Source organism: Pandoraea soli, from assembly GCF_902459595.1.
In the GTDB taxonomy this organism is placed as follows: Bacteria; Pseudomonadota; Gammaproteobacteria; order Burkholderiales; family Burkholderiaceae; genus Pandoraea; species Pandoraea cepalis.
On the sequence record NZ_CABPSG010000024.1, the window covers coordinates 19,883 to 32,186 of the forward strand.

The following is a 12,304-nucleotide window of genomic DNA, read 5'->3' on the forward strand; positions in this document are numbered from 1 at the left end:
TACCGCGATCAAATTGGCTGCGAAGCCAGCGTCGCCGCATCCTCTGCGACACTCAGCTACGCACCGGCTGCCGCCAGATCAGCGCCAAGCCAAGCAGGCTTTGCAGCAGATAGATGCCGCTCGAAATACCGTGAAGCATGCCAAAGCGCGCAGCGAACGCCGACTGGCCGATCTCCACGCCCGCCGCTTCCGCCTGCGCGCGCAGATCCGCCATGAACGGCTGGAGGCCGAACGAGGCGATCAGCACACAGACCATCATCGCCACCGCCAGCCACCGCAGTCCGCGATAGCTGCGTGCCGCCTGGGCGTCGCCCGCACGCGCAATCAGCGCCGTCGCCAGCCAGACCAGCAGCACGCCGCAGACGAGACTTATCCAGGCTTGCGTGTGAAACAGGCGACCGGCGACCGTTCCGGCCATGGTGCGCGATTCCAGCACTGCAAAGAGCGTGGGCGCCACGACATAGCCGATCGCCCACTGACTGCCGCACCAGAGGGTCGCGATCAGGCGAAACAGCCGTTCCAGCCGCGGCGCGCCGCTGGCGGACGCCACGTCAGACGTAGCGGACATCGATGATCTCGTACTCACGCACGCCGCTCGGGGCCTGCACTTCGGCCACATCGCCAGCGTACTTGCCGATGAGGGCACGTGCGATCGGCGAACTCACCGAGATCTTGCCGTGTTCCAGATCGGCTTCGTCGTCGCCGACGATCTGGTACAGCACCGTACCGCCGTTGTCGAGGTCTTCGAGTTCGACGGTGGCGGCGAACACCACACGCCCCTCGGCGTCGAGCAACGACGGGTCGATGATCTGTGCGGCGGAGAGCTTCGATTCGAGATCGGCGATACGCCCCTCGATAAAGCCCTGCTTTTCCTTGGCGGCGTCGTATTCCGCATTTTCCGACAGATCGCCCTGCGCACGGGCTTCGGCAATCGCAGTGATCACGGCCGGACGTTCGACGGTCTTCAGGCGGTGCAGCTCTTCTTTGAGCAGCTCGGCGCCCCGCTTGGTCAGAGGAATGGTACTCATACGCGTTGTTCCGAAAGACAAAAAAATTGCCGCAGCAAAGCCGCATTCGCACTGGTTTGCGAACGCCGCTTGACCGCGGCTGTGACACCTATGTGGCGTTAGTGTAGCAGAGTTGTCGAGGCTGCCAACCGCAGGGCCGGCCGCACGACATGGCAACAGCTATGCACCATTTGGCGCGTCCGACGGGGATCGGTTCCCTGCCGAGCGCGCCATTTCTTGCAGCGTAACCGCTCAGGCCTTGCGCAATCAGGCCGGCAGCAAGGCATGCAGGCCCTGCAGATCGTAGACCTCGAGATTCTGCAGATACTTCAGGCCTTCCACGGCGGCACGGGCACCCGAGATCGTCGTGTAGTAGGTAACCTTGTGCGCCTGCGCCGACATGCGGATCGAGCGGGAATCGGCAATCGCCGTGCGAGTCTCGTCCACCGTGGTGAACACCAGTGCGATCTCGCCGTTCTTGATCATGTCGACGATGTGCGGCCGACCGTCCTTCACCTTGTTGACCACGCGCACCGGGATACCGGCGGCGTCGATAGCCGCGGCCGTGCCACGCGTGGCCACGATCGGGTAACCGAGCGCGTGCAGCATGCGGGCCACTTCAACGGCGCGCGGCTTGTCGGCGTCCTTCACCGTGAGGAGCACCGTGCCCGAGGCCGGCAGGCGCGAGCCCGCTGCCAGTTGCGACTTGAAGAGCGCCTCGCCGAACGTGCGGCCCACGCCCATCACTTCGCCCGTCGAGCGCATTTCCGGTCCAAGCACCGGGTCGACGCCCGGGAACTTCACGAACGGGAACACAGCTTCCTTGACGCTGAAGTACGGCGGCACCACTTCGCTCGTCACGTTTTGCGACTTGAGCGACTGACCGACCATCGCGCGCGCGGCAATCTTGGCCAGTTGACGGCCGGTTGCCTTCGAAACGTAGGGCACCGTACGCGAGGCGCGCGGGTTCACTTCGAGCACGTAGATCGTGTCGACCCCGTTGCCCTGCTGGATCGCGAACTGCACGTTCATCAGGCCGATCACGTTGAGGGCGCGTGCCATGGCGGCCGTCTGACGCTTGAGTTCGGCCACGGTCGGCGCCGAAAGCGTGTACGGCGGCAGCGAGCAAGCCGAATCGCCCGAGTGAACGCCGGCCTGTTCGATGTGTTCCATCACGCCGCCGATGTAGACATCCGTGCCGTCGGAGATGCAATCGACGTCGCATTCGATGGCGTCGTCGAGGAAGCGATCGAGCAGGACCGGGCTGTCGTGGCTGACCTTGACGGCTTCGCGCATGTAGCGCTCGAGGTCACGCGGCTCGTGGACAATTTCCATCGCACGCCCGCCCAGCACATACGAGGGACGCACCACCAGCGGGTAGCCGATCTCGGCGGCGAGCTTCAGTGCTTCGTCCTCGGCGCGCGCCGTGCGGTTCGGCGGCTGGCGCAGGCCCAGATCCTGCAGCAGCTTCTGGAAGCGCTCGCGGTCTTCGGCCGCGTCGATCATGTCGGGGCTGGTGCCGACGATGGGCACACCGTTCGCTTCGAGATCGAGGGCGAGCTTGAGGGGGGTCTGCCCGCCGTACTGCACGATCACGCCGACCGGCTTTTCGAGATCGACGATTTCGAGCACGTCTTCCAGCGTCACCGGTTCGAAGTACAGACGATCCGACGTGTCGTAGTCCGTCGACACCGTTTCCGGGTTGCAGTTGACCATGATGGTCTCGTAGCCGTCTTCACGCAGCGCGAGCGCCGCGTGCACGCAGCAGTAATCGAACTCGATCCCCTGGCCGATACGGTTCGGACCGCCGCCCAACACGATGACCTTCTTCTTGTTGGTCGGCTGGGCTTCGCACTCTTCCTCATAGGTCGAGTACATGTAGGCCGTGTCGGTCGGGAATTCGGCGGCGCAGGTATCCACGCGCTTGTAGACCGGGCGCACCTTCTGCGCGATACGGGCTTGGCGCACGGCCGTCTGGTCGGTGCCGAGCAGCTTGGCGAGGCGGCGATCCGAGAAGCCGCTTTGCTTGAGGAAGCGCAGTTCCTCGGTCGACAGGCTTTCCAGCGTGCGGCCAGCCAGTGCCTGCTCTTTCTTGACGATGGCTTCGAGCTGGGCGAGGAACCAGGGATCGATGGCCGTCTCGGCGTACACCTCTTCCAGGCTCATGCCCAGGCGGAATGCGTCGCCCACGTACCAAATGCGGTCCGGGCCCGGCTCGCCGATCTCGGCCACGATCTCGTCGCGGTCGGTCGACTTTTCGTCCAGACCGTCCACCCCGACTTCCAGGCCGCGCATGGCCTTCTGGAACGATTCCTGGAACGTGCGCCCCATGGCCATCACTTCGCCGACCGACTTCATCTGCGTGGTCAGGCGCGCGTCGGCTTCGCGGAACTTCTCGAAGGCGAAACGCGGCACCTTGGTCACGACATAGTCGATCGTCGGTTCGAACGAGGCCGGCGTAGCGCCGCCGGTGATGTCATTGCGCAGCTCGTCGAGCGTGTAGCCCACGGCCAGCTTGGCGGCGATCTTGGCGATCGGGAAACCCGTCGCCTTCGAAGCCAGTGCCGACGAGCGCGACACGCGCGGGTTCATTTCGATGACGACCATGCGGCCGTCCTTCGGGTTGATCGAGAACTGGACGTTCGAGCCGCCCGTCTCCACGCCGATTTCGCGCAGCACTGCCAGCGACGCGTTACGCAGCAGTTGGTATTCCTTGTCGGTCAGCGTCTGGGCGGGTGCCACGGTGATCGAATCACCGGTGTGCACGCCCATCGGGTCGAGGTTCTCGATCGAGCAGACGATGATGCAGTTATCGGCGCGATCGCGCACGACTTCCATCTCGTACTCCTTCCAGCCCAGCAGCGACTCTTCGATGAGCAATTCGCGCGTGGGCGAGAGGTCGAGACCGCGCTTGCAGATCTCTTCGAACTCTTCACGGTTGTAGGCGATGCCGCCGCCCGAGCCGCCGAGCGTGAACGACGGACGGATCACCATCGGATAGCCGCTGCCGCCGATCTCGGCCATGATTTGCGCCTGCACGGCGAGCGCATCTTCCATTGAATGGGCGATGCCCGACTTGGCCGACCCGAGACCGATCTTGGTCATCGCGTCCTTGAACTTCAGGCGATCTTCGGCCTTGTCGATGGCTTCCGGCGATGCGCCGATCAGCTCGACCTTGTACTTCTCGAGCACGCCATGCTTGTGCAGGTCGAGCGCGCAGTTCAGCGCGGTCTGACCGCCCATGGTCGGCAGGATGGCATCCGGGCGTTCCTTGGCGATGATGCGCTCGACGACTTCCCAGGTAATCGGTTCGATGTAGGTCACATCGGCCGTGTCCGGGTCGGTCATGATCGTGGCGGGGTTGCTGTTGATCAGGATGACCTTGAAGCCTTCCTCGCGCAGTGCCTTGCAGGCTTGTGCGCCGGAATAGTCGAATTCGCATGCCTGACCGATGATGATCGGGCCGGCGCCGATGATGAGGATGCTCTTGATGTCTGTGCGCTTTGGCATAACGTTCTCAACAAAAATTTAACTCAGCGTCGCGGTCGCGAGCTTCACACCGAAGCCGACGAACAACGCGCCCACGCCGCCGGTTGCCCCGGCGCTCAACCGGCGACGTTGCCGGAAGTGCTCGGCCAGGCGGTAACCGGCCAGGATCAGCGTGCTCAGATACAGGAAACTGCAGGTCTGCACGATCGCGCCCAGCACCGCAAACGACACGGCGGGGTAGGCATAGCCCGGATCGACGAACTGGATGAAAAACGACACGCAGAACAGAATCGCCTTCGGGTTCAGCAGGCTGATGAACAGCGCGCGCTTGAACGGGTGATCCGCGTCGACCGGCTTGGGGGCGACGACTGCCGCCGTGGCGTTGGCCCGTGCGGACCGCGCGTTGGCGATGGCCCCGCGCAGCATGTTCACGCCCATCCAGCAGAGATAGGCGGCGCCGAGATACTTCACCACGAAGAAAAGCGCCGGCTGCGCATGCAGCAGCGACGCCACGCCGGCGGCCGACAGCGTCATGAGGATCGTGTCGCCGAGGAACACGCCGCATGCGCCTGCGTAGCCCTGGCGAACCCCGCGCTGCGCTGCCACCGACAGCACATAGAGCGAGTTCGGTCCTGGCAGCAGAATGATCACCACCACTCCGGCCAGGTAGGTCCAGAGGTTGACGATGCCGATCGAGTTTCCGAGCATGTTGAGCGTTTCCTTATCCGTATCTCGTCGTGCCAGGCCTTACGCGGGCTGCTTCGCGTCGACCATCGACTGCACGAAGCGGTCGAACAGATAGCCGATGTCGTGCGGGCCGGGCGACGCTTCCGGGTGTCCCTGGAAGCAGAATGCCGGGCGATCCGTCAGCTCGAAGCCTTGCAGCGTGCCATCGAACAGCGACACGTGCGAGACACGCGCGTTGGCCGGCAGGCTGTTCGCATCCACGGCGAAGCCATGGTTTTGCGACGTGATGACCACACGGCCGGTCGCGAGATCCTTGACCGGGTGGTTGGCGCCGTGGTGACCGGTCTTCATTTTCAGCGTCTTTGCGCCGACGGCGAGGCCCATGATCTGGTGGCCGAGGCAGATGCCGAAAGTTGGGATGCGGCGCTCGAGGAACGTCTTGGTGGCGGCGATGGCGTAATCGCACGGCTCAGGGTCACCGGGGCCGTTCGAGAGGAACACACCGTCGGGGTTCAAGGCGAACACATCGTCTGCCGAGCTTTGCGCCGGCAGCACCGTGACCTTGCAACCGCGCTCGGCGAGCATGCGCAGGATGTTGCGCTTGACGCCATAGTCCAGTGCGACCACATGGAATTTCGTATCCTTCTGCTCACCATAGCCTTCGCCCAGGCGCCATTCCGTTTCCGTCCACGAATAGGGCTCCGTGGTCGAGACGACCTTGGCGAGGTCCATCCCGGCGAGGCCCGGGAACGATTGGGCGAGCGCGATGGCCTTGGCCGCCTCGGCGCCTTCGCCGGCGAGGATGCAGCCGTTCTGGGCGCCCTTCTCGCGCAGGATACGGGTGAGGCGGCGCGTGTCGATACCGGCGATGGCCACAACGCCCTCGTCCTTCAGATATTGCGACAGCGTTCTGTCGGCGCGGAAATTCGACTCGAGGATCGGCAGATCCTTGATGATCAGGCCTGCGGCATGGACTTTCGTGGCTTCGACGTCTTCACCGTTGACGCCCGTGTTGCCGATGTGCGGATACGTCAACGTGACGATCTGACGCGCATAGCTGGGGTCGGTGAGGATTTCCTGATAGCCGGTGATGGCGGTATTGAAAACCACTTCACCGATGGTGTGACCGGCAGCGCCGATGGCGTACCCACGAAAGACCGTGCCGTCAGCGAGCGCGAGAATGGCGGGTGGGAATGACGGCAGCACGGGAAACTCCTGGAGGTTTCACCCCGGCTGCCAGCCCCATCGTCCGCTCGCGATGACACTTGCGCGGGCACCGGAATTGCGCGGAATATGCGCACAGCGGAGGCTCGGGCTACGGACGAGATGTCAGGCGGGTAGGCGCTAGGGTGAGGGTTAAGTGACTAAAACCTTCAAAGTATAGCGCAAATCCCGATCATCTCAAAGCTGAACGTGCGGAACACCAGTACGCTCTGCGTTCTCCCTGGGGGTAAGACTGTTCGGGGACGGATACGCAGAGGGGATAGGGAAATGAATGCCCGCCCGCTGGGCCGCCAGCACGATATGGCGTTCCATTGCGGCCCCGGCGGCGGCGCCGTCGCGGCGGCGCAGGGCATCGAGGATCTCCAGATGTTCATGATAGGTGGAGAGCACCAGTTCGCGCTGATAGAACGGCAGGCGCTGGCTTTCCATGACGATTTCCGTGCTGCCGCGCAGGATATCGGCGATGGCCCCGTTTCCGGCGAGTCCTACGATGCGCAGGTGGAAGGCGAAGTCCAGTTGGGCGGCCGTATCGACGTCGCCGTCGACCAGGGCGACCTTCATCGCCTCGACATTGTCCGTGAGCCACTCGATCTCGCCATTACTGGCTGCGTGGGCGGCGAGTCGGGCGGAGAAGCCTTCGAGCGCATAGCGCAACTGATACGTGTCGGCGAGCGAGATCTGGTCGGCGAAGCGCCATGCGACGCCCAGGCGCGCCGAGGCGTCGTTCACATAAACGCCTTTACCGGGCCGGATCGCCACCATGCCAAGCGCTTCAAGCGTCGACAGGGCCTCACGCAGCGAGGCGCGACTGATCGTCAGCTCTTCGGCGAGTTGGCGTTGCGACGGGAGCATCGCGCCAGCCGGATAGACCTGACGTTCGATGCGCTCGCGGATGATGGCGACGGCGGCGTCGGTTACGGCATGCGCCGAATGCTTCATGAGGCCTCACAGGGAATGCGGGTATACGTATCTGCATTGTACGACGCCAAATATCTCTCCAGGCGCTCAGCCACCAACGCGGCGGCAAACCCATGCGGCGAAGGGACTTACCGTTCGCCCGGCGCACAGGCGCAGGGCAGGCGCTATCGACGCGCGCCCCCGGGTACGCGACCCTGCGCCGTCACTTGGTGAGCGTGGTGTTCCGGGAGATCGCCGAGGAGGCGACGCACCACCCCATTGGTCCAGCCGAAGCCGTCTTGAAGCGGGTACTCCCCGCCTCCCCCGCCGCTTGCCGACATCGCATCGCTCGTGTGCAGCGAATACTTCTCGACGAGCTTACTTTCGCGAGCATAGAGCGCGCTGACCGTCGAGAGCCAGCGGTGGGCGATATCGTTCGCGAGCCGGTGCTCGTCGTACTGACGAAGCCCGTGAATGGCGATCCATTGCAGCGGCGCCCAGCCATTCGGCGGATCCCATTGTTGCAGGCTGGACGCCTGCGTCGTGCGCAGCCCTCCGGGGGCCAGGAGACGATCCTCGATCGTCTGCGCCGAGCGGCGTGCTTGCTCACGCGAGGCCAGTCCAACAAAGAGTGGCGTGGCGAGCGCGGCCGACAAGCGCGGGTGCGGCTCGCCGCGTTGCCAGTCGTAATCGAGGAAAGCGCCCTCGCCATCGCACCAGAGATAGCGGGTCATCGACTTGCGCCGGGCTTGCGCACGCGCGGCAAAGGCTTGGGCCGTTTCCGTGTCGCCGTTGGCGTTGCTCAGCGCGGAAATCTGCACTTCAGACGCGAAAAGAAAGCTATTCAGGTCCACCGGCACGAAGGCCGTTGTGCGGATCGAAGCGAGGTTGGTGACGTCGTCCAGCCAGCGCGAGCTGAAGTCCCAGCCCGAGGCTGCGCCGGCGCGCAGATCGCGATACACCTCTGCTGCGGGCCGATCCGGCGCATGAAGGGCCGTATTCACATCTTCCAGATAACCTTCCTCACGGGGCGTATCGCGTTCGTCCCAGTAGCGATTGAGACGAGAGCCGTCGGGCAGACACACGACATGGCGATAGGCGTCGCCGGGGGCGAGCGACGCCTCCCCGTCCATCCAGAAATCGTACTCGCGACGCAGGTGGGGCAAGTACCGGAGCGCCCGTGCCACGCCGTGCGACTCGAACAGCGACACCATCAGTCCGTACATCGGGGGCTGCGAGCGGCTCAGGTAGTAAGTGCGATTGCCGTTCGGGATGTGACCGTAAGTGTCGATGAGAAACGAGAAGTTATCGGCCATGCTCACCAGCAGGTCGTGGCGGGCGCTGCAGGCCAGGCCAAGCATGGTGAAATACGAATCCCAGTAGTAAAGCTCATGGAAGCGTCCGCCCGGCACCACATAGGGTCGCGGGAGCGGCAACAGCGAGCTGTAGGCCGGGTGCACTTCGGGCAAGCGCGTGAGGACATCCCAGAGTCCGTCGATATGGTCGACGAGCCCCTGCCCTGGGTCAGAGACATAGTGACTGGCGGGTGGGCGTTCGAGAGTGAAATACGACGCCACGAAGCGCGCAAGGTCAAAGCCGTGTTTCGCGACGTCGTCGCGATAGCGGCGCAGGATCTCGTCCGGAGCCAGCGTGGGCACGCAGTCCACGAACGTCTTGCTGTCGGGAAAAATGCGCTGCGTCTGCACGTCGACGAACAACTGCTGATAGCGATCGGCGGGGGTGAGCACGTCCGACGGTGCCGAATGTGCGACGTCCGGCGTCATGCCGCCGGCGGCCAGCGAGCGTTGTGCGGTGCCCGTCATCGTCATTGCTCCGCGTAATGCCAGAGCAGGCCGCCGTCGACGAACAGCGTAGTGCCCGTGACATAACTGGCGTCCGGCGAGGCGAGGAATAGCACGGCGTTGGCGACTTCGCTCGGATCGGCGAGACGCCCGAGGGGGATGTTGGCGATCAGCGCGTCGCGCTCCGACTTATTGGCGAGGAGCTGATGATTGATCGCCGTGCCGACGGCGCCGGGCGCGACGTTGTTGACCGCAATGCCGAGTGGGGCGAGTTCGATGGCGAGGTTGCGCATCATCATCTTCAGGCCGCCCTTGCTCGCGCAATAGCTGGTGAAATGCGGAAACGGCAACTCCTCGTGAACCGAGCTGACGTTGACGATGCGCCCACCGCGCTTCGTGTCGCGCAGGTGCTGCACAAACGCCTGTGTGAGAAAGAAAGCCCCCTTCAGGTTCACATTCATCACCAGGTCGTAGTCCGCTTCCGTCACATCCAGAAAGGGCGCCCGCCGCTCCACGCCCGCGTTATTGACCAGCACATCGACCCGTCCCATGGCCTCGACGGCTTGCGCAATCACTGCGCGGTCGTCCGCGGCGTCACCGACATCTCCCGCGATCACGCAGCCGTCGCTACCGGCCGTGCGCACCGCGTCGAGTGTCTGTTCGGCCATCGCGTTGTGCTGCCGATCTTCCACCACGATGCGTGCGCCTTCCTGCGCGAGACGGATCGCGATGGCGCGTCCGATGCCCTGAGCACTGCCGGTAACCAGTACCACCGTGTCCTTCATTCGCATGGCGCCCCCCCTCAGTTGAACGAGTTGCGGGATCTGCGCGCACTGTCTGGCGGCTTTCACCGGGCGTCGAGGCGGCGCACCCCATGCAAGTGCGACCGCGCGTCCCAAAGCGAAGTTCACACGAATTGCAGTGGATTCGCCCAACAAAACCGGCGATTACGAGCGAATCGCCACCCTCGACCGAACCTACATGGGGCATCGCCCTGCCCTAGGGAATCCCCTCAGAAAACACGTCTTGACCCCACCATATTGGCTTTCTAATATTCTCCATAACACCACTGGTCAGACCGGTATGACTTGTCTGGATAAATGGATGGGTGTTGATTCGAAATGTGGTTGCCGTAGAGAACATTAGCCCCCAGAGAGCGCAGTCCGTCAGGCGTAGAGATTGCGAAATCCGAGAGAGTGATTTTGCAGGCAGAGGAGACAAACCATGCCCAAGCTGTTTAATTCGTTATTTGGCCGAGTCGTCATTGCGCTGATCGTTGGCGTGGCGCTTGGCATTTGGTTTCCGCACTTGGGAGAGTCATTGAGCCCGTTGGGCGATGGCTTTCTGAAGCTCATCAAGATGTTCATTGGACCAATCGTCTTCTGTGTGGTGGTCAGTGGCATGGCGAGTGCGGGTGATCTGCGCAAAGTCGGCCGGGTTGGCGTCAAGGCCGTTTTGTACTTCGAGGTCATCACCACCTTCGCGCTTGTCATCGGGGCTCTGCTGGCCTGGGCGATCCATCCGGGCGTGGGCATGAACATCGACGTTCACAGCCTCAATCCGAGCGCGATGGCGGCGTACACTGAAAATGCCAAGGGATTAAAAGACACGGCGGGATTTCTGCTGAAAATCATCCCCAACACCGTGACCGACGCCTTTGCCAAGGGCGACATCCTGCAGATTCTCGTCTTCTCCGTCATGTTTGGCTGTGCCTTGGCGGCCCTTGGTGAGCGTGGGCGTCCTGTTGCGCGCTTCATCGAAGACCTGAGCCACGTCTTCTTCCGGGTGATGGCGTTCATCATCCGACTCGCGCCGCTGGGCGTATTGGGTGCCGTGGCGTTCACCACCGGCAAATATGGCGCGTCGTCGCTCAAGCAGCTTGGCATGCTCGTGCTCGTGTTCTACGTGAGCTGCTTCGTCTTCGTCACCGTGGTACTGGGTACCGTATTGCGTCTGGCGGGCTTCAACATCTTCAAGTTCATCAAATACTTCCGTGAAGAGTTGTCCATCGTATTGGGCACCGCATCGTCCGATGCCGTATTGCCGGCCATCATGCGCAAGCTCGAATGGATGGGCATCAAAAAATCCACCGTGGGTCTGGTGATACCTACGGGTTACTCCTTCAACCTCGATGGCTTTTCCATCTACCTCACGTTGGCCGTCATCTTCATTGCCCAGGCGACCAACACCCCGTTGTCCATCCATGACCTGATCCTCGTCATCCTCGTCTCGCTGCTGACCTCCAAGGGTGCCCATGGCATTCCGGGATCCGCCATCGTGATCCTGGCGGCGACGCTCACGGCCATTCCCGCCATCCCGGTCATTGGCCTCGTACTGATCCTGCCGGTTGACTGGTTCGTGGGCATTGCCCGGGCCGTCACCAACTTGCTGGGCAACTGCGTCGCGACCCTCGTCGTGGCCGCGTGGGAAAAAGACGTCGACTTTGCGAGAGCCCACAAAGTGCTCGATGGCGTGCTGCCTTACGAGCCCATTGCGGTGACCGTGAACGACATTGCCGAAGCTGGCACGCCGGCCAACGTGGCACTGACACGCTGAACGACAGCGACAACGTAAAACGATCCAACGAACCTATTGCCGACGCGAGGCGTCGGCAGCTACTCCTGGAGTCAAACGCAACATGGCCCTCGCCCCGCAAGACCCGAACGCACCGGAATTTGTGCGCCGTTACGTCAACTTGGCTGATCCGCGCCTGGGTGCGCAGGCGTTGGAGGCCAGCGACGAGTTCTTCGCGGCCAAAGAGCGCATGCTCAATCCAGAGCCGGCCGTCTTCATCCCGGGCAAATACGACGACAACGGCAAGTGGATGGATGGTTGGGAGACACGTCGCAAGCGTGTGAACGGCTACGACTGGTGTGTGGTCAAGCTGGCGCGACCGGGCGTGTTGTTTGGCGTTGACCTCGACACCAGCCACTTCACCGGCAACTTCCCGCCGGCCGCGTCGCTCGAGGGTTGCAACAGCCCGGACGGCGCCCCGGGCGAGTCGGCCGAGTGGTTCGAATTGCTGGCGTCGACCAGCTTGCAGGGCAATGCGCACCACTACCATGCGATCACGCAGTCGCGCGCGGTGACCCATGTGCGAGTGAACCTGTACCCCGATGGGGGCCTGGCGCGTTTGCGCGTGTATGGCTTGCCGCAGAGCGATTGGGCGCGACGTTCGCGCGACGAGTTGATCGACCT

General features: G+C 63.2%; 9 protein-coding genes and 1 pseudogene. 2 read left to right on the plus strand and 8 right to left on the minus strand.

The window, feature by feature from the left end:
• Positions 1 to 52: 52 nt before the first annotated feature.
• The 8 genes from PSO31014_RS21555 to PSO31014_RS21590 form a co-directional block, all read right to left on the minus strand.
• Positions 53 to 568, minus strand: a complete 516-nt coding sequence (locus tag PSO31014_RS21555) for a DUF4149 domain-containing protein (protein WP_150553485.1) — start codon at positions 566 to 568, stop codon at positions 53 to 55.
• The gene (gene greA / locus PSO31014_RS21560; RefSeq protein WP_017231907.1) at positions 552 to 1,028 is read right to left on the minus strand and encodes a transcription elongation factor GreA; all 477 of its coding nucleotides are present in this window, start codon (positions 1,026 to 1,028) and stop codon (positions 552 to 554) included. The genes PSO31014_RS21555 and greA overlap by 17 nt, the downstream gene beginning before the upstream one ends.
• Positions 1,029 to 1,274: 246 nt before the next feature.
• A complete protein-coding gene (gene carB / locus PSO31014_RS21565; RefSeq protein ID WP_150553486.1) occupies positions 1,275 to 4,517 on the minus strand; it encodes a carbamoyl-phosphate synthase large subunit in 3,243 nt (1,080 codons plus the stop codon).
• Between the two features lie 18 nt (positions 4,518 to 4,535).
• Entirely contained in the window at positions 4,536 to 5,204 is a 669-nt protein-coding gene (gene leuE / locus PSO31014_RS21570; protein WP_150553487.1) for a leucine efflux protein LeuE, read from the minus strand.
• 39 nt (positions 5,205 to 5,243) lie between these two features.
• Complete coding sequence (gene carA, locus PSO31014_RS21575; RefSeq protein ID WP_150553488.1) at positions 5,244 to 6,389, minus strand: glutamine-hydrolyzing carbamoyl-phosphate synthase small subunit; 1,146 nt, start codon at positions 6,387 to 6,389, stop codon at positions 5,244 to 5,246.
• Positions 6,390 to 6,584: 195 nt separating this feature from the next.
• Positions 6,585 to 7,346, minus strand: a complete 762-nt coding sequence (locus tag PSO31014_RS21580) for a FadR/GntR family transcriptional regulator (RefSeq protein WP_150553489.1) — start codon at positions 7,344 to 7,346, stop codon at positions 6,585 to 6,587.
• A gap of 143 nt (positions 7,347 to 7,489) precedes the next feature.
• Positions 7,490 to 9,133, minus strand: coding sequence for an alpha,alpha-trehalase TreF (gene treF / locus PSO31014_RS21585; RefSeq protein ID WP_150553490.1), 1,644 nt, complete (start codon positions 9,131 to 9,133; stop codon positions 7,490 to 7,492).
• On the minus strand, positions 9,130 to 9,897 hold the full coding sequence (locus tag PSO31014_RS21590) for an SDR family NAD(P)-dependent oxidoreductase (protein WP_150553491.1): 768 nt from the start codon (positions 9,895 to 9,897) through the stop codon (positions 9,130 to 9,132). The genes treF and PSO31014_RS21590 overlap by 4 nt, the downstream gene beginning before the upstream one ends.
• 433 nt (positions 9,898 to 10,330) lie before the next feature.
• On the opposite strand from PSO31014_RS21590, the gene PSO31014_RS21595 reads away from it, so the two are divergent.
• Together PSO31014_RS21595 and PSO31014_RS21600 are read left to right on the plus strand one after the other, a co-directional pair.
• Positions 10,331 to 11,662 carry a C4-dicarboxylate transporter DctA gene (locus PSO31014_RS21595; RefSeq protein WP_150553492.1) on the plus strand — a complete coding sequence of 444 codons (1,332 nt, stop codon included), beginning with the start codon at positions 10,331 to 10,333 and terminating at the stop codon, positions 11,660 to 11,662.
• An 82-nt stretch (positions 11,663 to 11,744) separates the two neighbouring features.
• A pseudogene (locus PSO31014_RS21600) lies at positions 11,745 to 12,304 on the plus strand (allantoicase); the annotation flags it as partial.